Below are 24,765 nucleotides of genomic sequence, written 5' to 3' on the forward strand. Positions count from 1 at the left end.
CACGCGAGAAAGAACCGAGAATTCATATGGCGCGAAAAGGCCCCGCATCGGAAGGTCGCAGAGTCATTCTGTGGCTCGGTGCTCTCACTGTGGCACTGGTGCTGCTGCTAGGCGGCGGTGCAATGTTTGGTGGTGCCAGCTGGGCGCCGAAACTTGCCCTCGACTTGGAGGGTGGAACTCAGATGATCCTTGCCCCCAAGGTTGAGGGCAATGGCAGCATCAACGATGAGCAGCTGCAACAAGCGGTTTCGATTATTCGTCAGCGCGTCGATGGCTCCGGTGTCGCGGAATCCCAGATCAGCACGCAGAGTGGCAACAATGTGGTTGTCAGCATGCCGGGCACGCCGACCCAGGAGCAGCGTGATCTGATCAAGGCCTCCGCAGCAATGAGCTTCCGTCCGGTGATCACCTCGGCGCAGGGTGTGGCGACTCCCAAGGAACAGCTCACCCCGGATGCCAAAATCCCCAAACCGACCGCGGCGCCGACCAATGGCAGCGATCCTAACTGGGTGACCCCGGACGTTTTCAAGTTATTTGAAAGCTATTCCTGCGTTGCTCCGGTGTCACCGGCCATTGAAAACGCTGATCCGAAAAAAGCCACGGTGGCCTGTGAACCCGGCACCGGAATGAAGTACATTCTCGGTCCGGTTGAGGTTGTTGGCAAGGATATCTCTGGTGCGAGTTACGGCTTACAGCAGGGTGCCCAGGGCGCAACTACCAATAAGTGGGCGGTCAACCTGGAGTTCAACGCCGAAGGCACTAAAGCCTTCCGCGAGGTGACCACCCGGTTGAATGGCTACTACGTTGCCAGCCAGCAAGACCCGCGGAGTCAATTCGCCATCGTGCTGGACGGTCAGGTCATCTCAGCTCCTACTTCGCAGGCGGTGATCACCGACGGCAGGTCACAGATCACCGGCAGCTTCACCGAGGACAGCGCTAAGGCACTCGCCGATAAATTGAAGTTCGGCGCGCTGCCGATCAGCTTCTCCATCCAGAGCGAACAACAAGTGTCAGCGACTTTGGGCACTCAGCAGCTTGAAATGGGTCTCTGGGCGGGTGCTATCGGTCTGCTCTTGGTGGTGATTTACTCCCTGTTCCAGTACCGAGTGCTGGGCTTGGTCACCGTCGCCTCGCTGGTGGTCGCGGGCATTTTGACCTATCTGGCGATTGCGCTGCTGGGCTGGGGCATGGGCTATCGGCTCTCGCTGGCCGGTGTGGCCGGTTTGATTGTGGCTATTGGTCAAACCGCCGACTCGTTTATCGTCTACTTCGAAAGAATCAGGGACGAATTGCGCGAAGGCCGCAGCCTCAATGCCGCTGTCGCTAATGGCTGGCAGCGCGCCCGACGGACCGTGCTGGCTTCCAAAGCGGTCAACTTGCTCGCCGCCGTGGTGCTGTATTTCGTTGCGGTGGGTAACGTGCAAGGCTTCGCCTTCACCCTCGGTTTGACCGCGATCGCTGACCTCATTGTGGTCTTCATGTTCACTCATCCGATGCTGCAGATGCTTTCTAGCAGGAAGTTCTTCAGCGAAGGTCACCGCTTCTCCGGACTGTCACCAGACCGGCTCGGTGCAGTACCGCTCTACCGAGGTGCTGGGCGTCTGCGTAGCCCAGCTGATCGCCCGGTCGCTAAGGCGGCGAAAACGAAGAACGCCGCGGCAGCGGGGGAGGCTGAACGGCGGCAGACAATTGCTGAACGCAAACTGGCCGAGAGGCTGGCAGCGAACGGCAAAGCTTCTACCACCGAAGATGACGCCGCAAAAGTCGCTAGTGCAGCAAAATCAGCTGGAGCAGCAAAGGACAACGACTAATGGCCAAGTTCACTAACTTCGCAACCTTCGGTAACGAGCTGTATACCGGAAAACGTTCGTATGACTTTGTTGGCCGCCGCCGCATCTGGTTCATCATTGCCGCCATCCTGGTGGTCGGCTCCATTCTGGTGCCGGTGATCAAGGGTGGTTTTAACCTCGGCATTGACTTCCGTGGTGGTAGCGAGTTCACCGTCTCACGTGTGCAGAACACCAGCACAGTGGTGGGCGAGCAGGCTGTGGCCGGTGCCACCGGCGGCAAAGTCGCTAAGGTCGCCAAGCTCGGCGATAGCAGCATGCAGATTCAGACTGACACGCTGAGCGATGACGAGACCATTAAGGTCAAAGAAGCCTTGGTGAAGGCATATGGCGTCAAAGAGGATCAGGTCGCTTCGAACTTCGTCGGGCCAACCTGGGGTGCTGATGTCACCAATCAGGCGCTTATTGGCTTGATTGTCTTCGTGGTGCTGGCGACTATTTTGATGGCGCTTTACTTCCGCACCTGGAAGATGTCGCTCGCGGCGATTGTCGGAATGATTTTCGCGCAGGTCACCACGGCTGGTATCTACGCCGTCACCGATGTAGAAGTAACGCCATCGGCGATCATTGGCTTCCTGACCATCCTGAGCTACTCGCTCTACGACATTGTGGTGGTCTTCGATAAGATCCGTGAAAATACTGCGGACATCAAGACCTCGACCCGTCGTACCTTCGCTTCGGAGGTGAACTTGGCGGTGAACCAGACCCTGGTACGTTCTATTAACACCGCGATGGTCGCCATCTTGCCGGTGGCATCGATCCTGTTTATCGGTAGCTTCCTGCTGGGCGCTGGTACGCTGCGCGATCTCTCGCTCTCGCTGTTCATCGGCATTATCGTCGGTACCTTGACTACGATCTTCATCGCGGCTCCGATCTACGCTCTGTTCCGGCAAAATGAGCCGGAGCTGGTGAAGCAGGCCGAACGGGTCAAGGCGAGGATCGCCGGCCAAGCACAGGCTGCTGAGAGCGAAGTAGCTGAAGTCAAAGCCTAGGAAACAGCCATCCTGGTGACCGGCACCTTGGTGCCGGTCACCAGTCGTATCTGGCGGGCATAGACTAGATGGATTGATTGTTGATTTAACGTAGCTGGCGAGCACCTCGGGCGGGCAGGCGACGGTTAGAAAGGGGGCACCGTGGAGGAAAAAATACGGGCAAGTTCAACGGATCAGGCTGCCCCCACTCCGGCGGCCCAGAATCCTCAGCCAAGCACGTCCAGCCCGGCTAACCTTTCACAGCGCGTGGGCGCTCCCGGTCGACGAGAGCGCACCCGGTCCCGGCTTGCTCGGCTGACTGGCCGGGGCAGCACCAATCATTCGCCGATTCTGGAACCTTTGCTCAGGGTGGTGCGAGCCAATAACCCACGCGAAGATTTCGAGCTGATCCAGCGGGCCTATGCGGTTGCGGAGCGCAGTCATGACGGCCAGAAACGCAAGAGCGGCGATCCCTACATCACCCATCCGGTCGCGGTGGCCACCATCCTGGCCGAGCTGGGGATGACCGGTACCACGCTGGCTGCGGCTCTGCTGCACGATACGGTCGAGGACACCCCTTACACTCTCGATCAATTGCGGGCGGAATTCGGCCCCGAAGTGGCGATGCTGGTCGACGGTGTTACCAAACTGGACAAGGTGACCTTCGGTGAGGCAGCTCAGTCCGAGACGGTGCGCAAAATGGTGGTCGCGATGGCCAAGGACATTCGCGTCCTGGTGATTAAACTGGCCGATCGCCTGCACAACGCCAGAACCTGGCGCTATGTTTCACCCGAGTCCTCCGCACGCAAAGCACGTGAGACCCTTGAGATCTTCGCCCCGTTGGCGCACCGACTTGGTATGAACACGATTAAGTGGGAGTTGGAAGACCTCTCCTTCGCCGCGCTCTATCCGAAGGTTTACGAGGAAATTGTGCGGATGGTCGAGGACCGCACTCCGGAGCGGGAAAAGAGTCTGGCGGCGGTGCGTTCTCAGATCACTGAGGATCTGCGGGTGGCCAAGATCAGGGCGACCATCACCGGTAGGCCCAAGCACTACTATTCGATCTATCAGAAAATGATCGTGCGGGACAAAGATTTCGACGATATCAATGATCTGATTGCGGTGCGGATTCTCGTGGACTCGGTTCGCGACTGTTACGCCGCACTGGGAGCCATGCATGCCCGCTGGTCCCCGCTGCCGGGTCGGTTTAAAGATTACATTGCGATGCCCAAGTTCAATATGTATCAGTCGCTACACACCACGGTGATTGGCCCGGGCGGCAAACCGGTAGAGATCCAGATCAGAACCCACGAAATGCATCAGCGTGCCGAGTACGGCGTTGCCGCCCACTGGAAGTACAAGAGCCAGGCCGGCGGCAAGATGGCGGCGCCGGAAGGCCGGGATAGCGACCTTGGCTGGCTGCGCACTTTGGTGGATTGGCAGCAGGAAACTAAGGACCCCGGCGAGTTCCTAGATTCGCTACGCTTCGAAATCAATGCTCGCGAGGTTTTTGTTTTCACCCCGAAGGGTGATGTGATGGCCTTGCCTGCCGGCTCAACACCGGTCGACTTCGCCTATGCGGTACACACCGAGGTGGGGCACCGCACCATCGGTGCCAGGGTCAACGGCAAACTGGTGCCGCTGAACAGCGAACTGAACCACGGTGACTGGGTTGAGGTTTTCACCTCGAAAGCGGAAGGCGCTGGCCCGAGCCAGGACTGGCAGAACTTCGTCAAGAGCCCACGGGCCAGGAATAAGATCAGGCAGTGGTTCAGCAAGGAACGTCGCGAAGAAGCGATCGATAAGGGCAAAGAGCTGCTCACCAGGGCAATGCGTAAGCAAAATCTGCCCCTGCAGCGGCTAATGACGCACGAGGCGCTGCTCGGAGTTGCCGAAGAACTACGTTATCCAGACATCTCCACGCTCTATGCTGCGGTGGGCGACAGCCATGTCTCGGCTGCCTCAGTGGTGGAAAAGCTCGTCGACTCGCTCGGTGGACATCAGGTCGCCGAGGAAGAGATCGAAAGCAACAGCATCCCCACTACGCAGAGCCCTCGGCCGCGGAGCTCGGATTCCGGCGTGATGGTACGCGGCGTGGGTGATGTGCTGGTGAAGTTGGCGCGATGTTGTACCCCAGTACCACCGGATTCGATCATCGGCTTTGTCACGCGCGGCTCGGGGGTTTCCGTGCATCGTAGCGACTGCCGCAATGTGGTGGAATTGCGTGACCAGCCGGATCGAATTGTCGAAGTGGAATGGGCGCCGACCCAATCAAGCGTGTTCCTGGTGGAGATCCAAGTAGAGGCCTTGGACCGGAAGAGCCTACTCTCCGATGTCACTCGGGTGCTTTCGGAGAACCACGTGAACATCCTCTCTGCAACCGTGCAAACCTCGAGCGACCGGCTGGCGATCTCTCGCTTTGCCTTTGAAATGGGCGACCCCAAGTACCTCAATCACATTCTGAGCGCTGTACGGCGCATTGACGGGGTCTTTGACGTGTACCGGACGACGGGGAGTCAGCGTCGACCCCAGTGATAGGCAAGCGCTAGTCGAAAAGCTTGCTCACCCTGCTAATGGCCTTCTGCTTGTAGGGCACTCTGCCTAGCGACTCAATGGCTCGCAAAACCAAAGTCGTTGGGCACGCCAGCTCGCTGCTAGTGCACAGCTGAGCCAGTACTTCGACCGGATCAGGCCATCCAAGCCTGGTTGGCCGCGGCTGAAAGGCCAAGTCAACAGCCGTTCTCAGCACCGAGGTCACCCGCACCCCTGCACGATCCACTACATCGAATCGCCCGAGGGTGACCTCATGCACTTGCAACTGAGTAAAGGGTGGCAACATACCTGCCCGACGTCGATGATCCAGCAGCGCCGTAACGCGTGGCGGTGGCGGGGTGCAGCCGTGCACCCAGGCGGCGCTGAAACGTCCCAGGATTAAACGATCAATCAACTGAGCGGGAAAGTACAGGGACATTGCCACGGCCCGATGCTCCGGTAACACCTGCCTGCCTGAGGGCAGGTAACAGGCACCAAAAATCCGCTGCAGCACTCGATCCCGAGCCATTGCCTGCAACTCGGTGGCACTGAATAGTCGGCCGGGGGAGAGCAAGCCCAGCGCCGATTCACTACGGGAGTAATTGAGCGCTGCGGCAAAGGAAGCTGAGACCATTCACCTAGCATGTAGCGTCTCGGCGGAAGAAAACAGCCCCGGCAGCCAACTGTGGATAACCACATTTAGTCGCCGGGGCAGTGGGAATTGCTAGATCGTGGACTAGCTCAGCTCATCAGCCGATTTGCGGATCTGCTCGAGCCAGGCCTGCCGAGCGGCCAGCGCTTCTTCAGCGTCCTTGATCTTCTTGGCATCGCCCTTGGCCTGAGCTTTAGCGAGCTCTTGCTGCAAATCCGAAATGGCTGCTTCAAGCTGGCTCAGCGCGCTATTGGTGCGAGCCTTAGCCTCCGGATCGGTGCGTTTCCAGTGCTCTTCATCCGCTTTGCGCACCGCGTCCTCGACCGAACGCAGGCCAGCTTCCACCCGTTGCATATCGGCTCGGGGCACCTTGCCGGCGTCCTCCCAGCGGTCGCGGATCGACTGCAAGGCCTTCTTTGCCGCATTCAAATCAGTAATCGGCAAGAGCGCCTTCGCTTCGGCGATAAGGGCCTCTTTGACCACCAAGTTCCCGGCGTATTCTTCATCGATTGCTGCATTGGCGCGTTGCCGAGCCTCAAAGAATTTCTCTTGGGCGGCACGGAAACGAGTCCAGAGCGCGTCGTCTTCCTTCTTGCTGGCCCGCGGAGCGGCTTTCCACCGATCCATTAGCCGCCGGTATTCACCGGCGGTGGCGCCCCAGTCGGTTGAGTCGGAGAGAGCCTCGGCTTCCTGAATAAGAGTTTCCTTAGCTGATTTGGCCAGTGCATTGGCGCTGTCCAGCTGGGAGAAGAAAGCGCGACGGTGTCGGTCGAAAACCGTCCGGGCGGCGCGGAAACGCTTCCAGAGGGCGTCCTCGGTGGCTTTACCCAAACGCACGCCGTCTTTTTGTGCCAGCTTCCAAGCGTCGAACAATTCGTTCATTCGGGTGCTGCCGGTTTTCCATTGCACCGTGGCAGGGTCCTGGGCAGCGATTGCTTCCGCTTCGGCAACGATCCCCTCACGGGAGGCTAACTCAGCCGAACGGACGGCCTCGTGTTGCGCACGTTCCGCCTGTTGCAGTGCTTTGATGCTGCTCTCTAGGGCATCCAGGCGAGCTTCGGTGGAGCGCACATCGCCAACAGCATTTCGCTCAGCTAATTGGCTGCGCAAATGGCTGACAGTTTTATGCATATCGGTGCTCGGGGCCTTAGCCTCGACGCGCTGTTCGAGCAAGACGACCTGAGCCAGCAAATCCTCAAACTTGCGAACAAAATAGCCCAGCGCCTCGTCCTTGCTCGCCCCGGGGTATTGCCCAACCGGAACTTCTTCACCATCGAGGATGAGGAAGACATGACCGTCTTCCTCAGCTCGGCCAAAACGAGCCGCTTCGGCGCTCACTGCAAGGCTTGCTGGAGCAGCAACCGGTGCTGCGGGGAGCTTTGTGGCGTCAGTCGGTGGCTTGGGGCGCGCAGCGAAAGCAGCGGGCGACGGCACTGCTGTCGGCGCCGGAGTGGGCTTCGGCGTGGCCGAATTGGAGGCCTTGCTCGGCTCTGACGAAACTAATGACTCGCTCGCAGCCGCCTGCTCAGTCACTTCATCAGTCACTTCATCGGCCACTTCTTCAGTCGCTGTCTCGCTGGCTGCCACAGAATTGGCCGCCGCATCGCTAGGCGCAGTCTCTTTCTCCGCAGCCTCAGCTCCGCTGGCATCAACTCCGTCGCCGTCAGCAGTGCTGGGCGTGGGGTCAGCAGCTGCAACAACGCTGAGCGTGTCTTCGCTAGAGCTTGGAGTGGAGCTTACTGTTTCGTCGGATTGTTGACGTTCGGTCACCGCTAAAACTCTTTCCATCGACGGGGCATCACTTGAGCGTAAACGAGTCTATCTTGATTGGCGTCTTCGGGGTTCCGTCACTCGATCCATCGGCGGTGCCCGCCTTGGCCAATTCGGTGACAACGTCCAGACCGCTGGTAATCTTGCCGACCACGGTGTAGCCACCAGCGGTGTCGGCGGGAATGGTGGTGTCCTTATAGACGATGAAGAACTGGGTGCCCATGCTCTTGCCATTATTGCTCTGCCGGGCCACCGCGAGGGTGCCAGCCGGATAGACATTGTTCTTGGGCGCATTCTCCACCGGTCCCCAGGTGAAATTCGGCGTGCTGCCCGCGCTGGTGCCGTCCACCGAACCACATTGCAGCACCGCGAAGCTGCCGGTGGTCAGCCGGTGACAGGTCTTGTCGGTGTAGAACTTGTCATCCGCCAGAGTCTTGAAAACAGCGGCACCTTGTGGCGCTTTAGTGCCATCAATACTGACGCCGAGCGGCTTGCCGTTGAGACTGAGCGTACCGGTGAAGGTCTTTCCAGCGGCGGTCGAGGGGTTGGGCACGGCAGGCAGCGAAACCGTTGGGGTCGGCGAGGCGGAAGGCGAGGCCGAGCTGCTTAAACCAGCCTTCGCTTGTGCTACTTGTTCGGCTGTGGGATTCGAATTGAAAACCGTCAATTGCAGTAATACCGCGAGTCCGATCACCAGCACGACGGCGACGGCCCCGACAATATTGTCGCGGCGCCGGCGTTTGCTTTGCTCTTCCCGCAATTCACGCTTGGCGGCCATTTGCGCTATCCGCTTTTTGGTTTCCCGCGCCTCATTCTTGCTCGCCGCCAATGCAGCTCCTCGTCGTCGTCTTTGGCCAGAGTGGCAATTCAGCAGGCTCGCCGGTAAAACTGGCTAAACTGGTTGCCGCAGACAGTTTACCCAAGAGTTTTATTGCTGTCCTGTGAGAACCTTAGTAGATACCCGATGCAACGCGCTGCATCGGCATGCCAAAAGCGCACCGCGCAAGAAGGAGTACGAGCTCGATGGCCCGAAATGCCTCACTATCCGGTTTCCCTGAGTTACTTCCGCAGGAACGGATTGTTGAGCAGCATGTCATTGATTCGCTGCGCACTACTTTTGAACTTCACGGCTTCGGCTCCATTGAAACCCGGGCCGTGGAAACCATCGAGCAATTGCTCCGCAAAGGCGAGATCGACAAAGAGGTCTATGCGGTCAGCCGCCTGCAGGCCGAAGAGGGTGCTGGGGACGCTTCGCTGGCACTGCACTTCGACCTCACCGTGCCGTTCTCCCGCTACGTGGTAGAGAACGCTGGCTACCTGACCTTCCCGTTCAAGCGCTACCAGATTCAGAAGGCTTGGCGTGGCGAGCGACCGCAAGAAGGCCGGGCCCGGGAATTCACCCAAGCAGATTTCGATGTGGTCGGTGACGGCGCGCTACCCTTCCTCCACGACGTCGAGATCGTGCTGCTCGCGGTGGATGCGCTCTCGGCCCTGCCGATCCCTGAGTTCAAGATCCGAGTCAATAACCGGAAGCTGGCTGAAGGGTTCTACCGGGGCCTGGGGCTTGAAGACACCGCCGGAGTGCTGCGCAATATCGACAAACTGGAGAAGATCGGTGCCGAGGCAGTGGCACGACTGCTGCGCGAGGAACTGGCCGCCAGCGAACTACAAGCTCAGGCGGCTTTAGAACTCGCTCAGATCCGCAGCGCCGACCTGAGCTTCGTCGATCAGGTCAGCGCCCTAGCCGAGCGTCACAACGTGCAGAACGAGCTCTTTGATGAAGGCCTGGCGGAGCTTTCCAGTGTGCTGCGCGCGGCGATTACCCGTGCTCCGGGGACGGTTATTGCCGATCTGTCGATCGCCCGCGGCCTGGACTATTACACCGGAACAGTGATTGAAACAGTACTGGTTGGCCATGAGGCTCTTGGCTCGATCTGCTCCGGTGGACGCTATGATGCTTTGGCGCGAAAAGGTAACCGAGTTTTCCCCGGCGTCGGGCTGTCCATCGGGGTGAGTCGGCTGGTGGCCCGCATGCTCAGCCAGAACTTAGCGACCGCTTCTCGGGCAGTGCCGACAGTGGTTTATGTGGCGCTCAATGCCGATCAGGACTGGGCAGCTGCGCAGGACGTCGCCGCGGTGCTGCGCTCACGGGGCATTGCCACCGAGGTTGCGGTCTCGGCCGAGAAGTTCGGCAAGCAGATTAAGTTTGCTGACCGTCGCGGGATTCCCTTTGTCTGGTTCCTCGGCGAAGACGGCAATAGCCAGGTGAAGGATATCCGTAGCGGTGAGCAGCTAGCGGCCGACCCGCACAGTTGGCAGCCCGCCGAAGCTGAGCTACGCGCTCAAGTTACCCGTAACTCCCCGGCCAGCTAAGCATCACCGAATCCGCACTGGTTGATCCAGCGGATCAGCGTGACGTTGCTTAGTTGAAATTGATCAGCTCAGTCGCTCCCAGGCGGCTGTCTCTTTTGCCTTCGTAGCAGCACGAGTCCGCGGGCTACGCAGCCAATGGCGATAATGCTTACCATCCAGAGGATGGCTGCTCCGGGCAGCGTGAAAGCCAGCAGAGCGCAGCCAGCGAAGCCGAGCAAATTCAGCCAGCGTGGTGCGTACCAGGGACGTCGATCGAGGCTGAGCGCGCTGAGGTTGGTGATCGCGTAATAGATCAGTACCCCAAAACTCGAGTAGCCAACCACGGTGAGGATATCGCTGCTCAGGATGAGCGCAATCACCACCACAGCGACAGCGAGTTCGGCCAAATAGGGTGAACGGAATCGTCGACTGACCTTGGCGAGTGGGGTGGGTAGGTCTTGATGGCGTGCCATGGCCAGTGTGGTACGCCCGACGCCCGCGATGAGGGCGAGCAGCGCTCCCAAGCTTGCCGCTACCGCTCCCAGACCGACTAACCAGGCGAAATGATTTTCCTGGCCAACCGCTAGCAGCGGAGTGTCGGCAACGGCTAGGCCAGCCGGGCCGAGGAATCTGAGCAGGCCAAACGCCAAGGCGAGGTAGATGCCCATGGTGAGCGCGAGGGCGATCAGGATGGCCAATGGAATGGTTCGACGGGGGGAGCGGACCTCCTCGCCCATGGTGGCGATTCTGGCGTAGCCAGCAAAGGCGAAGAACAAATAGGCAGCGGCCTGAAAAACCCCGCCGAACGATCCCCAGGCTGGCAGCAAAGTGGTCGGCAGCGGTGGCGTCGCAAAGCAAGAAACGACCACCACGCTGAGCACCCCGAGGGTGAGAAGCAATAGCCCGCGGGCGAGCCAAGCGGTTTTCTTGACCCCGAGCAGATTCGCTCCGGTCAGCACTACCACTGCAGCCACCGCGAGCGCCCGGGCCTGATCCGGGAAAAGATAGAGACCGAAAGTCATTGCCATTGCGGCGCAGGAGGCAATTTTCCCGGAAATAAAAGACCAGCCGGCCACAAACCCCGCCCAGCGACCGAGTCGTTCGCGTCCATAGATATAGCTGCCACCGCTTTCCGGATAAATCGCGGCCAGCTGTGCCGAAGCGCTGGCATTACAGTAGGCCACCACCCCGGCGAGCAGTAGCGCCAATAAGAGCCAGTCACCAGCTGCCTGAGCCGCCGGAGCGAAGGCCACGAACACCCCGGCACCGAGCATCGAGGCCATCCCGATAGTGGTCGCATCAACCAAGCCAAGTCGTCGTGACAGCTTAGGCTGGCGCGGACTCGTCATCGCTCCCTCTCTCGCTGATCGGCTGCTGGATGGCTGGTTGTCATCGAATGGTGCAAGAAACTGTAAACTTTTCGGAGAGTAAGGAGCGGATTTACCGTTTGCTGGCTGCGGTCTGGTCAGCAGTTTCTTGTTCTCTTCATTCAATCATTGAAAGGATCGCTGTGCTGCGCACTCATGAACTCGGGAGTTTGAACACCGAGTTGATCGGACAAACCGTAACCTTGACCGGTTGGGTTGCTCGCCGTCGTGATCACGGTGGGGTGGCTTTCGTCGACCTCCGTGATGCTTCCGGAGTTGCCCAGGTTGTGGCCCGTAATGAGGACGATTTTCATTCACTGCGTAATGAGTACGTGCTGCAGGTCACCGGTACCGTACAGCAGCGCCCCGCCGGCAACGAGAACCCGGCGCTACCGACCGGGCAGATCGAAGTCATTGCGGATACCGTGACCGTGCTCAATGAGTCGGCGGCCTTGCCGTTCCAGATCGATGAGCACGCCAGCGACGGCGTGGTGGGTGAGGAGGCTCGGCTCAAGCATCGCTATCTTGATCTGCGTCGCGCACCGATGGCGAGGAACTTGAAGCTGCGTTCGGAAGCGAACCGGGTAGCTCGTGAACTGCTTCACGACGAAGGCTACCTGGAGATCGAAACCCCGACCATGACGCTTTCCACCCCCGGCGGCGCACGCGATTTCGTGGTGCCGGCCCGGCTTGCCCCCGGTAACTGGTATGGACTGGCACAGTCGCCGCAGCTCTTCAAGCAGCTGCTCCAGGTCGGAGGGTTTGAGAAGTACTATCAGATCGCCCGCTGCTACCGGGACGAAGATTTCCGGGCCGACCGTCAGCCTGAATTCACCCAGCTGGATATTGAGGCTAGTTTCGTGGACCAGGAAGATATGCTCGCCCTCGGGGAGCGTATCGCCACGGCTTTGTGGCAACTGATCGGCGTCGAGGTGCCTACCCCGCTCCAGCGGATGCCCTACTGGGAGGCGATGGCTCGTTACGGCTCGGATAAGCCCGACCTGCGCTTCGGCCTGGAACTGACCGAACTTACCGAATACTTCAAGGACACCACGTTCCGCGTCTTCCAGGCGCCGTATGTGGGTGCGGTGGTGATGCCCGGCGGCGCCTCGCAACCACGGCGAACGCTTGATGCTTGGCAGGAGTGGGCGAAGCAACGTGGCGCCAAGGGCTTGGCTTATGTGCTGATCCAGGAAGACGGCGAGCTAACCGGTCCGGTGGCGAAGAATCTTTCCGAGTCCGAAAAGGCCGGCCTTGCTGAAAAAGTAGGCGCGAAGCCGGGTGACTGTGTGTTCTTCGGAGCCGGAGAGCGCGACGATGCCTGGTCGATTCTGGGTGCCACCCGAGTGGAGATCGGTCACCGTACCGGGCTAATCGATCCCAATGACTTCGCCTTCCTCTGGGTTGTGGACTTCCCGATGTTCGAGTCCTCAGCCGCAGCTACCGCTTCCGGCGATGTTGCGGTCGGCAGCGGTGAATGGACAGCATTGCACCACGCCTTCACTTCGCCCAAACCGGAGTATCTGGATACCTTCGACCAGGACCCGGCCGCCGCGCTGGCGTACGCTTACGACTTGGTTTGCAATGGCAACGAAATTGCCGGCGGCTCGATCCGTATCCATCGCCGCGACGTCCAGGAACGGGTCTTTGCGCTCATGGGCCTGGACGAAGCGGCCCAGCAGGAAGCTTTCGGCTTCCTGCTCGAAGGTTTCAAGTACGGCGCACCTCCGCATGGCGGCATTGCCTTCGGCTGGGACCGCGCGGTTGCCCTGCTGGCCAAGGTTGAATCGATCCGTGACGTGATCGCTTTTCCGAAGTCCGGCGGAGGCTTCGATCCGCTGACCGGTGCGCCGGGACCGATTAGTGCGCAGCAGCGCAAAGAGGCCGGTATCGATTTCGTGCCGAAAAAGCCGGAAGCGTAAAAATCTTCATTGCATGATAGTCAGCTGAGTCAGCAAGATCTCTGGGCAGTGAACTCGCCCGGGTTTGACTTGGTGATGCACCGAAGCTGGCCAGCCCTGGAAGTCCTTGAACACCAGGGCTGGCTGCTGCGGTCAGCGCGCGGGGTAACCAAAAGAGCTAATTCGGTGCTGCCGCTAAAAGCCGATTCAACACAACGGCAGGACGGCGCCGCTGGAGTGGGCGCGGGCCTATTGAGTGCTGTCCAGTTTGCAGAAGCGCATTACAGATCGTTAGACCTGCCCTGTATCTTCCAGCGGCGGCTTCGTACCGAGCCGGCCGGGTTGACCGAATTACTCAGGCAGCGCGGTTACACGGACCAGGCAGCAACCGAGGTGATGACGCGGCCGATGCCCGCAGACTTGGCTGAGCGTGATGACTTTGAGATTGAATACACCGTCAGTCCGAGTGCAGAATGGCTCGATTTTATGCAGCCCGGGGGAGAACAGGCTCAGCACCGCAGAACCACGCTGGCCGAGCTATTCGGCGCGGGAACCGCGATCTACGGCTCAGTCCGTAGGCAGGGGCAGATCGCGGCAATCGGCAGGCTGAGCATTGACCCGCAGAGCGGCTGGGCGGGTTTAGCCGCACTAGCCACTGACCCCGCTCAACGCGGACAAGGGATGGGCAGTGAGTTGATCAGCGGATTGCTTGCTCGTGGCCGCGAACGGGGAGCGAACCGGGTGTTTTTGCAAGTCGAGCGGAGCAATCCGGCGGCACGCAGACTCTACACTCGGCTGGGCTTCGAACACTCCGGTGATTATTTCTATTCGATCGCTGAGTAGTCTTCCGCGGGCCAAAGTTGATCGGGCTGCACCGATGCTTTGCGCTAATAGTGCCGCAGAAAAACGGTTGAAGGCTCGGGAAGGGTCCGCTCAGGATCAATGAAGTCAAGCGATTCATAAAAGGCGCGTTGGGCCGGGCTGGTGCCGGTGATCAGCGCCCTCACCATCAACGGAAATGGCTCAAAGACCTTTTCCACCAGCGCTTTACCTATACCTTGGCGCTGAAAATCCGGGTGGGTGGCCAATGACTGCAGGAAGCAAATGGACACCCGATCTGAGACCACCCGAGCTAAGCCGACTAGCCTGTCATTAAACCGGGCTTGAGCGATTCCAGTCGAGTTCTGCATCGCCTCCATCAGCTTATCCGGGGCATGATCAAAGGCATGCCAGCCGACGGCATGATAGAGCTCAAAAAGTTCCTGCTGGCCAATGCCGTCCGCTGTCACCAGTTCTATCTTCAGCATTGGCTCAGCTTAGCGCGCCACCGTCGAACCCGCCGTGAGCGCCTGAGTTGAAGCAGCCAGCAGAGCCAGCCTTAGAATGACAGCACGAGTCGAGCGAACTATCGGCATCAACCAAAGGGGGAGTAATGGAGGCTGGGGCGGAGCAAGGCGAGACCGATCAGCAGCTCAGTGAGTCCGAAATCGCCCGCGCCTGGTGGAGTATTACTTCCCGTCCGAAACAGGCCGGGAATGGGTGGTCGAATCAGCTGGTGATTGAAGCTATCCGTCGGGTGGTGACCTCCGGCGATTTCAACGACTTGCTTAACGAAGCTGCGGTTGCGCGATGGAACGAGTTGGCAACCGGCTTGATGCGCACCGTATCCGCTGAGTTGTTGACCGGGTTATTGACCGGCCAGGTGGGAGGTGAGCAGCTGGGCAGCGAGCAGGAGAGCAGCGAGCAGGTGGTCGAGGAATACGTGAGACTCAATGTCAGGGATTGCCTCTATTTACCTAGCGAGTCCGCCATGTCAGCTTTTGTGCAGAGCAGCCAGAATTTCCAGCGAATCCGAGGATATCGCCGAGATATTGCGGCTCAGCGGTTCGGCCAGGAAACCTATCACCCTGCTTCGGGCAGTGCTAACCCCCGCGTCGTACTACATGATGCCCTGGGGCAGACCTTGTTGGAGTTCATTAACTTTTGGCCCAATCGTTCTGGCTTCACCTCGATCCCGGCAGTCTTAGATTCCGCCAATACTGTGATCGTGTTAGACGTTCCGGCCCGTGAGGAAGAACTGATGGACGCTGATTTTCTTGCTGATTGTGGCGCCTTAGCCGGTGCCTGGCGGCAACTACTCAAAGAACACCAGGCCTATCTCTACCAAGCTGGGATGCGGCATAGTCATGAAGGCCTGGCTGACTTTCCGGCGACCGACGCTACGCAGCTCTGAGGGGCAACGCCGCTAGCCTCAGGCAGACGTTCAGGCGTCAGTGACTCTAATAAAAGCGCTGCAGACGCGTTTCGCGGCCTGCTCGAGCACCTTGGCGCGCGGGTCAGGGACGTCGAGAAAGGCGAGCCGCTTGAGCTTAGCCAGCGGGGAAAGCACTGGCTCCGCAATGAGCGCCGCCGCCATCTTCTTATCGCCGCCAAGCACCAGATACTCAGCACTTTCTAGCGGCAACGCAGCAGCATGCGCCGCCACCGCCTCGATCATGGCATCAGCTTGATTCGCCCGGCGGCGGGCGAATCGCTGCTGCGACCAGCCGCCCGCGGCAGTGCGTGATTGCACATACCGGGTGCCAACTTTGGCATGCAGTACCTCGCCGCCGCGAGTGACCGCGACAGCGTAACCGCCGCGACGTATGAGTAGCAGCAGCACGGTGCGCGCTTGGCTGGTCATTGAAATTAGCCGCTCCAGCGGGTCAGCCCCGCGTCCTGGTCGGCCATCGACCGGCCATGGCGCCGCGATGGTCGCCGAGCTACCGTCCTCGGCCTGCAATAGCAGTTCTTGGTCCAGCGGCTGAACGGAGAATTCACCGTGCGAACTGCGGAAGCGATCCAGCCAGCCGGGTAGCCGCTCAGCAGCGACCCAGGCAGTCCGGCTCGGCGCGGTATTCGCTTCCGGCGCCGCGCCGTTAGGACCAGCGACTGATGGGGACATGCCTTCTAGGTTAGCCGTTGTTGCTATACCTTGGTGGTCTCCATTGTCGGTGTTGTCGGCATTGTCGGTGCGGACAGGTAGCGTAGGTGGGGTGAGTGATCTGTTCGACTTTGCTGACACCGAGCCAGAAGACCAGCCCGGGGATGATAATGCCCCGCAGCCAGCTCGCTCGGCTCGTGCCCGGGCACCACTCGCGGTGCGGATGCGCCCGCGCAGTCTGGACGAAGTGGTCGGTCAGCAGCACTTGCTGGGCGAAGGATCGCCGCTCCGTCGATTAGCCAGCGCAGCGAGCGATTCAGCAGCAGGACCCAGCTCAGTGATTCTTTGGGGACCGCCCGGAACCGGGAAGACTACGCTGGCGCACGTTATTGCCCGTGGCCCAGGACGTTCTTTCGTTGAACTTTCGGCGATCACGGCCGGGGTAAAAGATGTCCGCCGGGTGATGGACGAAGCGCTCACCGCGCGGGATCTTTATGGCCGGACCACTGTGCTGTTCCTCGATGAGATACATCGCTTCACCAAGGCTCAGCAGGATGCGCTGCTGCCTGGAGTGGAGAACCGCTGGGTGGTCCTGGTCGCGGCCACAACCGAAAATCCTTCCTTCTCGGTAGTCTCCCCGCTACTTTCCCGCTCGCTGCTGCTGACCTTGCAGCCACTCGATGATCAGGATATTAAGGAACTTCTGGAGCGGGCTGTCGTCGATCAGCGCGGTCTGGATGACTCCTTAGCTCTCAGCGACGAGGCCTTGGACCACTTGGTGCGGCTAGCTTCCGGCGATGCTCGCCGGGCGCTGACGACCTTAGAAGCGGCCGCTGGGGTGGCACTGGATAGATTGCAAAGTGAGTCAGCGGACGGCGAGCCCGCAGATTCTATCCCCACCCTGGAACTGGTCGACGCCGAGCGAGCCATTGACGCCGCTGCGGTTCGTTATGACCGGGCCGGAGACCAGCACTATGACGTGATTAGCGCCTTCATTAAGTCGATTAGAGGTTCAGATGTCGATGCTGCACTGCATTACTTGGCCCGGATGATCGAGGCGGGGGAGGACCCGCGCTTCATCGCGCGGCGGTTGATCATTTCGGCGAGCGAAGATATCGGGATGGCAGACCCGACCGCTCTGCAGACAGCGGTGGCTGCGGCTCAGGCGGTGCAGATGATCGGCATGCCGGAGGGGCGGATTCCGCTTGCCGAGGCAGTAGTGCATTTGGCCACCGCACCGAAATCGAATGCTGCTTATCTGGGCATCAACGCGGCTATTGCTGATATTCGGGCGGGTAAGGGCACGACTATTCCGCTCCATCTCAGGGACGCACATTATCCTGGCTCCAAACAGCTGGGGCATGGCAAGGGCTATATCTATGCCCATGACGAACCGCATTCGGTGGCCAGGCAGCAGTATCCGCCGGATGATCTGATAGCTGCCAACTATTATCAACCCACGGCTAATGGCGCGGAGCGTGAACTGGGTAGCAGGCTGGAAAAGTTGCGGGGCATCATCCGCGGCGACTAAGCCCTGATAGCGGGGAGCTCACGCTCGGGGAGATCTCTTGGTAGCTAATAAAACCAGCCGCTGATGCCAGGAAACGGTGGGTTTGATGTCGCACCGGACAGTAACAGTGGCCGAAAGGGTCCTGAACCACCACGTGATCGAGAGAATCCAGTTCAGCGAGCGATTGCTCCACCGCAGCCAAACTCACCGGGTGCTGAGTAGCGTCTGGAAGACGCACAGTCCAGGCTGCCAGATCAATGCTAGGTGAGTGCTCGAGCTGCAGGGCCTCGAACATTCCGTTGAGTAAAGTCACCGAGCTGGCCGGTGATAAGCGGTGCAGGGGGTAGGACTGTGGGCGCAGATTTTGGGTTCGCAACCAGGCCTGCCGCAGCCAGTGGAACTCCACCAGGCCACGTGAAGCGCTCAGCTTGAGCTGCCGATCTGCGTCGTGCAGCAGGCCATACACCAGACCTGCTCGATCAACGATACAGATTGCCTCACTGGGTGCCTCAAAGGCCTGTACCAGGGTTTTCTGGCAGCGGTGGTAACTAAAGTCACCGGCCTCGTCGAGCACAATAAAATCAGCCTCCGGTGCGGCGGTCTCTCGTTGAAAGGCGGCTGAGTGATCGTTGAATTGGGATACGCAAATGGTCATGTATTAAGGCTGGCAGCAGAAGGCCGATCCGGGGCTGGACTTTACGAATCCGCTACGCCTGGCGAGCGGATATTTACGCGGAATTTATGGCTGTATTTATGGCTGTTCGAATAATCTCTGTGGAGCTAACTGGGGTGCCGCAGCGCGCAAGAGAAAATGCTAGAATGGACGCTGCACTGTTTACAGCTGCAAAACTGGCAAGCCCCGGCTCCAGCCTCGCGATTATTCTCAGCTAGCTGACGACGTGAGTATGCCCGGTGGTTGCAGCGATGGGCCGCAACAGCCCTAACTCTCCAGCGTGGAGGCCAGACCTATTACTGTTGCTGACATTGGAAGGACACCGTGGCTAACAACACACGTGCCCGCCGTCAGGTTCGCATTTCGCGTGCCCTCGGCATTGCTCTAACCCCTAAGGCTGCTAAGTACCTTGAGCGCCGTCCGTACGGACCTGGCGAACATGGTCGCGCCCGCAAGAAACAGGATTCCGACTACGCCGTTCGGTTGCGCGAAAAGCAGCGTCTGCGCGCCCAGTACGGTATCCGTGAAGCTCAGATGACTCGCGTCTTCGAAGAAGCTCGCCGGACCAAGGGCCTGACCGGTGAGAACCTGGTTGAGCTGTTGGAAATGCGTCTCGATGCGCTCGTGCTGCGTGCCGGTTTTGCCCGCACCATCGCCCAGGCTCGTCAGCTCGTTGTGCACCGTCACATCATGGTTGATGGCGCCCGCGTTGACCGCCCGTCGTACCGCGTTGGCGAAGGCCAGCTGATTCACGTTCACCCGCGCAGCGAAGTGATGGCTCCCTTGCAGGTCGCCGCCGCTGGTGCGCACCGCGACGTGCTTCCTGCCGTTCCGGGTTACCTGGACGTCAAGCTGGAGAGCCTGCAGGCTCGTCTGGTTCGTCGTCCGAAGCGCGCTGAAGTTCCGGTCACCTGCGAAGAGCAGCTGGTTGTGGAATTCTACGCACGCTAAACCTTGAGAGTTTAAGACTCTGGTACGACGAAGCCCGCGGCTCAGGTCGCGGGCTTCGTCGTATCTAGAGTTGCTGGCTATCGCCGGTCTCAAACTGGCTCCCTTCGCTAGGGCAGGCAGAAATCGGTAAGGTACTGATAGACATCAACCACGAACGTAAGGAGGCACCATGTCGGGTGGGGATATCGCCGGGCTAATTGCCGCTGGAGTATTCGCAATCTTGGTCGCCATCCTAGCCGTGCCGGTTTTCAAACTCGGCAAAGTCTTTGATGAACTCAGCGGCAGCATTCGTTCGCTCAGCGAAGAGACCACGCCATTAATTGGCGAGGTGACTGCTACCGTGAGCACTACCAATGAACAACTGAAGAAGGTCGATGGTATGACCTCAAACGTTTCAGATGCCACCGCCAATATTTCCGCGCTCTCCTCCTTGATCGCAGCCACCGTTGGCTCGCCCTTGATCAAGGTTGCATCCTTCTCCTATGGGGTGCGGCAAGCCTTTACCGCCCGTAAGAGCGGTCAGAGCCGCGGCCGTCGCAGCCGCTGAAGACCGAGGGAAGCGTCATGATTAAAAGAATTTTTTGGCTTGGCCTGGGTGTCACTATCGGTGTAATTGCGGTGCGCAAATTCAGCCAAGCGCAGCAGTCACTTGGCCCGGCTGGCCTGAACAGGGCGGTCGGCAAGCTCAATGACGAACTGCATTATTTTGTCGACACCCTGCGAGACGGCATGTCTCAGCGGGAAAGCGAACTTCGTTCCGCGCTCGGCTTGGATGCCGAGAAATAACCCATTGCTCGCCCAGAGCAGCTCCAGAGCGTACTCAGCGCGACTCACGTAAGGATCAGAAAAGTCATGAAGACCCACGAAATTGCCCAACGCTGGCTTGATTTCTTTGCAGCCAAGGGGCACGCCGTGGTGCCGAGCGCCTCGCTGATTTCCACCGATCCGTCAATCCTGTTCAATATCGCCGGTATGGTGCCGTTCATTCCGTACCTCACGGCTCGGGAAACGCCGCCCTGGGACAAAGCCACCAGCGTGCAGAAGTGCATTCGCACCGGTGATATCGAAGAAGTTGGTAAGACCGTGCGTCACGGCACTTTCTTCCAAATGTGCGGCAACTTCTCTTTTGGCGATTACTTCAAAGAGCAGGCGATTAGCTACGCCTGGGAGCTTTTGACCAGCCCGATTGACAAGGGCGGTTATGGCCTGAACCCGGATCGGCTTTGGGTCACCGTTTACGAAGACGGGGACGAGAAAGATGAGGAAGCTCGCGCCATCTGGCGGGATAAAATTGGCCTTCCGAACGAGCGAATCCAGGGCACTGGCAAGGCCGATAACTACTGGCATACCGGACAACCTGGCCCTGGTGGCCCCTGCTCGGAGATCTTCTATGATCGCGGTGCACAGTACGGCATCGACGGCGGCCCAATTGCCGACGAGACTCGTTATGTAGAGATTTGGAACCTGGTGTTCATGCAGTTCCAGCTCTCCGCGGTGCGCAGCAAGACTGACTTCGACGTCGCTGGTGAGCTGCCAAAGCGTAATATCGACACCGGCTTGGGGCTGGAACGTCTAGCGATGATCCTGCAGGGCGTGGAGAATATGTATGAGACCGATCAGGTCCGCCCTGTGCTTGACGTTGCCGCTGAGCTCTCCGGCAAGGAATACAGCTCAACCGAGGATCCTGCTGATCCACACCACACCGATGATGTCCGGCTCCGGGTGGTAGCAGATCACGTCCGCTCGGCGTTGATGCTGATCTCCGATGGGGTAGCCCCTTCCAATGAGGGCCGTGGCTATGTCTTGCGCAGACTGATTCGCCGTGCCGTCCGAGCAATGCGGCTGATGGGTGTGGAAAAGCCCTGCCTGCCCGTGTTATTGCCGGTTTCTCGTGATGCGATGAAGAGCTTTTACCCGGCAGTTGAGGAGGACTTCGAGCGGATCAGCCGGATCGCCTACGCCGAGGAGAAGTCCTTCCTGCGCACCATTGCCTCCGGCACCGCCCGCTTGGATGAGGCAGTGATCGAGTCGAAGGCCAATAACACCGCGCTTTCCGGTAGCGATGCCTTTACCCTTCACGACACTTACGGCTTCCCGATCGATCTGACCTTAGAAATGGCGGAGGAAGCCGGCGTCAAGGTCGATGAGGCGGGCTTCCGAGCACTTATGCTTGAGCAGCGTCAGCGCGCCCAAGCCGATTCGCGCGCTAAGAAGAGCGGCCACGCTGATCTAAGCGCTTTCAACGAGCTGCTATCCCAGGGCGAGACGGTGTTTACCGGTTACCAGGAACTCGATGGTGAATCCACCATCCGTGGTCTGTTGACTGGTGGCTCGCGGATTGCCAGCGCCGGGGTTGGCCAGGAGGTGGAGTTGGTGCTGGCCGAGACGCCGTTCTACGCGGAGGCAGGCGGCCAGGCCGCTGATACCGGCCTGATCACCGGAGACGGTTTTGTTATTGAGGTGCTCGACGTGCAGCGCCCGGTCAAGGGCCTGAGCGTGCACAAAGCAGTAGTGCGCGAGGGCGAGGTGCCGGAGGGAGCTCTGGTCCGCGCCGCCGTCGATCGCGAACGTCGTCACGCTGCCGAACAGGCACACACCGGGACGCACATTGTGCATGCCGCCCTGCATCAAATTCTCGGCCCGGAGGCACTGCAACGCGGTTCCTTCAATAAAGCTGGATACCTGCGCTTCGACTTCGCCTGGGGCGAGGGACTGAGCCAGGCCACCCGCTCCGAAATCGAAGAAGTGTCAAATATTGCTATTCGGAATAACTTCTCGGTGCAGACCAGCGAAATGCCGCTGGAGGAGGCCAAGGCTCTCGGCGCTATGGCACTGTTCGGCGAGAACTACGGAAACCGGGTGCGGGTGGTGGAAATTGACGGTGCCTGGTCCCGCGAACTTTGCGGTGGTACTCACGTGGACAATACCGCGTTAATTGGTTCACTGACCTTGCTTGGTGAGCAGTCAGTTGGTTCCGGAAATCGGCGTGTTGAGGCTTTTGTTGGCCTTGACGCCTTCCGGCATCTGGCGGCCGAACGCGCCCTGGTGACCGAGTTGACCGAACTGCTCAAGGTGCCTTCGGCTCAGCTTACCGAGCGAGTCGGTGCCACCTTGAATAAGCTCAAAGCGACCGAGAAAGAGTTGGAAAAACTCCGGAAGCAGCAGCTATCCGCGGCCGCTGCAGAGCTGGTCGGCACCGCTCAGCAGGTGGGTAAGAGCAGGCTGTTGACCCATCATGCCGGTCAGGTCAGCGGTGCAGAGGATCTGCGCGCGCTTGCCCTAGATCTACGCGAGCGCCTCGGTTCCGAAGCAGCGACCGTTGCGGTCACCGGCACCGCCAACGACCGGCCCTTGGTCTTAGTGGCCACCAATGAGGCGGCACGCCAAAGTGGTGTGAAGGCCGGCGCTTTGGTGCGAGTTGCCGCTGGTGTGCTCGGTGGCGGTGGCGGCGGCAAGGACGATGTCGCCCAGGGTGGCGGCAGCGATGCCAGCAAAATTCCGGCCGCGCTAGAGGCTGTGCATCAAGCCGTGCTGGCGGTCTAGTGTCCGAGGACAGTCGGGGTGAATCGGTTCGTCACGGCGTCAGATTAGGTATCGACGTTGGCACGGTGCGCGTCGGGGTTGCGGTCTGCGACCCCGACGGCATCCTGGCCACGCCCTGGAAAACCCTCAGCCGAGATCAGAAAAAGAATTCAGATCTCAAGTTGATAGTCAAAGAAGCCGTGGCGCGGGAAGCGAAGATCGTTTATGTCGGCTTGCCGCAGACTTTGCGTGGCACCGAAAGCGCTTCAGCGGAGCTGGCTAGGGACCTGGCCGGGATCCTGGCAGAGTTGCTCTCAGAGGCCGCTCCGAACAGCGAAGTACGTCTTATTGACGAGCGGCTCAGCTCGGTCAGCGCGCATCAGCAATTGCGGGCGGCTGGCGTGCCCGGGCGTGAGCAACGTAAAGTAGTTGATCAAGTGGCGGCTGCTGGCATCTTGCAGCACGCCTTAGAGATGGAAAAGTCTGCGAGCAATCCGGTGGGGGAACTGGTGCCCGCTCACGTCGACGTCGCTAAAGCAGAGCGACCCGACGTTGCCGGACGGTGAGGACAGCACATTACTATCTGTACTAATCAGGCTGGGGGAGCCCGATGAATCCCATTTTCGATAGCCCGGAAGCGGCTCGTCTGGATTCCGAGGGTGGCCAGAATGTTATTGAGCACTTCGAGCAGGATCACGATCAATCGCGACGCCTGGCGCGTACTTCGCGAAAGGTACGTCGCCGTCGCCGCACGGTGATCTTCATTTTGATCCTGGCGGCTTTTGTGGCCGCCGGTTATTTCGCGGTGCAGGCGATCAGTCCAATGCTCGACTTCAACACCGCCAAAGACTATCCGGGACCGGGTGGCCCTGAGGTGGTCTACACCTTGCCGGAAGGGGCTAGCGCCCGCACTGTGGCCAGTGAGTTGGTCGCTAAAAAGGTGGTGGCCAGTGAGAACGCTTTCCTTAACGCGCTCAAGGCCGCAAACGGTGAAAGTGCCCTGCTGCCGGGTGTTTACCCGCTGAAGGAAGAAATGAAAGCAGCCGATGCAGTGAGCGTGCTGTTGGCAGCAAGCCAGCAGAAGGTGCACTATGCGCCAATCAAGCAGAACCTCCGGCAGGGTGAGGTGTTCGATGCACTAGCGGCGGCCACCGATATTCCGGTGGCGGAATTCACCGCGCTGGCCAAAGATCCTGCCGCCTTCGGGCTGCCAGCCACCGCGCCGTCCTTGGAAGGATATTTGGCGCCAGGCCAGTACCAGTTCGCGATTGATTTGACCGCGAAAGAGATTCTGAGCCAGATGGTGCAGAAGACTAAAGAAGAATTGGTCAAGGCGGGGGTCACCGATGCTAAGGAACAGTACCGCGTGCTGACTATCGCTAGCATCATCGAAGCCGAGGGGAACGAAGCAAACTACGCGAAGATCTCGGGTGCCATTGAGAACAGACTCAAGAACACCTCGGCGGAAACCCGCGGATTGCTGCAATCGGATGCCACGGTGGCCTATGGCTTGGGCTTGAAAACCTACAACATCAGCAATACTCAGAAACTCGATAAGAAGAACAAGTACAACACCTTCGCTAACCCCGGGCTGCCGATCGGCCCGATTGGCTCGCCGACCAACGCCGCTATTGTCGCGGCAGCCAAACCGGAGGCGAATAACTACTATTACTGGGTGACAGTCAACCTGGACACCGGTGAGACGCTATATGCCACCACTTTCGCGCAACATGAGCAGAACGTGACCAAGTATCAGGCCTGGTGTAAAGCCAATGCCGGGAAGTGCCAGTAACT

At 59.5% G+C, this 24,765-nt stretch carries 21 protein-coding genes; 14 read left to right on the forward strand and 7 right to left on the reverse strand.

The window, feature by feature from the left end:
• The first annotated feature begins 26 nt into the window (after positions 1 to 26).
• From secD to UM93_RS04560, 3 genes are all read left to right on the forward strand, one after another.
• Complete coding sequence (gene secD, locus UM93_RS04550) at positions 27 to 1,811, forward strand: protein translocase subunit SecD (protein ID WP_045073953.1); 1,785 nt, start codon at positions 27 to 29, stop codon at positions 1,809 to 1,811.
• The gene (secF, locus tag UM93_RS04555) at positions 1,811 to 2,839 is read left to right on the forward strand and encodes a protein translocase subunit SecF (RefSeq protein WP_045073954.1); all 1,029 of its coding nucleotides are present in this window, start codon (positions 1,811 to 1,813) and stop codon (positions 2,837 to 2,839) included. Before secD ends, secF begins: the two co-directional genes overlap by 1 nt.
• A gap of 246 nt (positions 2,840 to 3,085) precedes the next feature.
• On the forward strand, positions 3,086 to 5,353 hold the full coding sequence (locus tag UM93_RS04560; RefSeq protein WP_045076871.1) for a RelA/SpoT family protein: 2,268 nt from the start codon (positions 3,086 to 3,088) through the stop codon (positions 5,351 to 5,353).
• A gap of 10 nt (positions 5,354 to 5,363) precedes the next feature.
• Here the strand turns inward: UM93_RS04560 and UM93_RS04565 are convergent, their stop codons facing one another.
• From UM93_RS04565 to UM93_RS04575, 3 genes are all read right to left on the reverse strand, one after another.
• On the reverse strand, positions 5,364 to 5,984 hold the full coding sequence (locus UM93_RS04565; RefSeq protein ID WP_045073956.1) for a hypothetical protein: 621 nt from the start codon (positions 5,982 to 5,984) through the stop codon (positions 5,364 to 5,366).
• Between the two features lie 102 nt (positions 5,985 to 6,086).
• Positions 6,087 to 7,772: a DUF349 domain-containing protein gene (locus UM93_RS04570; protein ID WP_045076872.1), complete on the reverse strand. Its 1,686-nt coding sequence runs from the start codon at positions 7,770 to 7,772 to the stop codon at positions 6,087 to 6,089.
• A gap of 28 nt (positions 7,773 to 7,800) precedes the next feature.
• Positions 7,801 to 8,601 carry a peptidylprolyl isomerase gene (locus UM93_RS04575; RefSeq protein WP_045073957.1) on the reverse strand — a complete coding sequence of 267 codons (801 nt, stop codon included), beginning with the start codon at positions 8,599 to 8,601 and terminating at the stop codon, positions 7,801 to 7,803.
• 194 nt (positions 8,602 to 8,795) lie between these two features.
• On the opposite strand from UM93_RS04575, the gene hisS reads away from it, so the two are divergent.
• The gene (gene hisS, locus UM93_RS04580; protein ID WP_045073959.1) at positions 8,796 to 10,145 is read left to right on the forward strand and encodes a histidine--tRNA ligase; all 1,350 of its coding nucleotides are present in this window, start codon (positions 8,796 to 8,798) and stop codon (positions 10,143 to 10,145) included.
• Positions 10,146 to 10,213: 68 nt separating this feature from the next.
• Here hisS and UM93_RS04585 read toward each other — a convergent pair whose 3' ends face one another.
• The gene (locus tag UM93_RS04585; protein ID WP_045073961.1) at positions 10,214 to 11,473 is read right to left on the reverse strand and encodes an APC family permease; all 1,260 of its coding nucleotides are present in this window, start codon (positions 11,471 to 11,473) and stop codon (positions 10,214 to 10,216) included.
• Between the two features lie 161 nt (positions 11,474 to 11,634).
• On the opposite strand from UM93_RS04585, the gene aspS reads away from it, so the two are divergent.
• Positions 11,635 to 13,413: an aspartate--tRNA ligase gene (gene aspS, locus UM93_RS04590; protein ID WP_199921806.1), complete on the forward strand. Its 1,779-nt coding sequence runs from the start codon at positions 11,635 to 11,637 to the stop codon at positions 13,411 to 13,413.
• Between the two features lie 9 nt (positions 13,414 to 13,422).
• Positions 13,423 to 14,235, forward strand: coding sequence for a GNAT family N-acetyltransferase (locus tag UM93_RS04595; protein WP_045073963.1), 813 nt, complete (start codon positions 13,423 to 13,425; stop codon positions 14,233 to 14,235).
• A 44-nt stretch (positions 14,236 to 14,279) separates the two neighbouring features.
• Here the strand turns inward: UM93_RS04595 and UM93_RS04600 are convergent, their stop codons facing one another.
• Positions 14,280 to 14,699: a GNAT family N-acetyltransferase gene (locus tag UM93_RS04600; protein WP_045073964.1), complete on the reverse strand. Its 420-nt coding sequence runs from the start codon at positions 14,697 to 14,699 to the stop codon at positions 14,280 to 14,282.
• 125 nt (positions 14,700 to 14,824) lie between these two features.
• On the opposite strand from UM93_RS04600, the gene UM93_RS04605 reads away from it, so the two are divergent.
• Entirely contained in the window at positions 14,825 to 15,625 is an 801-nt protein-coding gene (locus tag UM93_RS04605; RefSeq protein WP_045073966.1) for a hypothetical protein, read from the forward strand.
• A gap of 30 nt (positions 15,626 to 15,655) precedes the next feature.
• Here UM93_RS04605 and UM93_RS04610 read toward each other — a convergent pair whose 3' ends face one another.
• Entirely contained in the window at positions 15,656 to 16,336 is a 681-nt protein-coding gene (locus UM93_RS04610) for an acVLRF1 family peptidyl-tRNA hydrolase (RefSeq protein WP_045073968.1), read from the reverse strand.
• 91 nt (positions 16,337 to 16,427) lie between these two features.
• Between UM93_RS04610 and UM93_RS04615 the strand changes: the two genes are divergently transcribed.
• Positions 16,428 to 17,846 (forward strand): replication-associated recombination protein A, encoded by a 1,419-nt coding sequence (locus tag UM93_RS04615; RefSeq protein WP_422784949.1) that lies wholly within the window; start codon positions 16,428 to 16,430, stop codon positions 17,844 to 17,846.
• Here UM93_RS04615 and UM93_RS04620 read toward each other — a convergent pair.
• Positions 17,830 to 18,480, reverse strand: a complete 651-nt coding sequence (locus UM93_RS04620) for a hypothetical protein (RefSeq protein WP_045073969.1) — start codon at positions 18,478 to 18,480, stop codon at positions 17,830 to 17,832. The genes UM93_RS04615 and UM93_RS04620 overlap by 17 nt on opposite strands.
• Positions 18,481 to 18,822: 342 nt before the next feature.
• Here UM93_RS04620 and rpsD point away from each other — a divergent pair, with 342 nt between their 5' ends.
• From rpsD to mltG, 6 genes are all read left to right on the forward strand, one after another.
• Complete coding sequence (gene rpsD / locus UM93_RS04625; RefSeq protein WP_045073971.1) at positions 18,823 to 19,449, forward strand: 30S ribosomal protein S4; 627 nt, start codon at positions 18,823 to 18,825, stop codon at positions 19,447 to 19,449.
• A gap of 169 nt (positions 19,450 to 19,618) precedes the next feature.
• Positions 19,619 to 19,996, forward strand: coding sequence for a DUF948 domain-containing protein (locus UM93_RS04630; protein WP_045073973.1), 378 nt, complete (start codon positions 19,619 to 19,621; stop codon positions 19,994 to 19,996).
• A 17-nt stretch (positions 19,997 to 20,013) separates the two neighbouring features.
• Entirely contained in the window at positions 20,014 to 20,235 is a 222-nt protein-coding gene (locus UM93_RS04635) for a hypothetical protein (RefSeq protein WP_199921807.1), read from the forward strand.
• 66 nt (positions 20,236 to 20,301) lie between these two features.
• Positions 20,302 to 22,992 carry an alanine--tRNA ligase gene (gene alaS / locus UM93_RS04640; RefSeq protein WP_045073974.1) on the forward strand — a complete coding sequence of 897 codons (2,691 nt, stop codon included), beginning with the start codon at positions 20,302 to 20,304 and terminating at the stop codon, positions 22,990 to 22,992.
• Positions 22,992 to 23,537 carry a Holliday junction resolvase RuvX gene (gene ruvX, locus UM93_RS04645; RefSeq protein ID WP_045073976.1) on the forward strand — a complete coding sequence of 182 codons (546 nt, stop codon included), beginning with the start codon at positions 22,992 to 22,994 and terminating at the stop codon, positions 23,535 to 23,537. Before alaS ends, ruvX begins: the two co-directional genes overlap by 1 nt.
• Positions 23,538 to 23,581: 44 nt before the next feature.
• Positions 23,582 to 24,763: an endolytic transglycosylase MltG gene (mltG, locus tag UM93_RS04650; protein ID WP_045073977.1), complete on the forward strand. Its 1,182-nt coding sequence runs from the start codon at positions 23,582 to 23,584 to the stop codon at positions 24,761 to 24,763.
• The last annotated feature ends 2 nt before the right edge of the window (positions 24,764 to 24,765 follow it).

The organism is Psychromicrobium lacuslunae, from assembly GCF_000950575.1.
GTDB classification, from domain to species: domain Bacteria; phylum Actinomycetota; class Actinomycetes; order Actinomycetales; family Micrococcaceae; genus Renibacterium; species Renibacterium lacuslunae.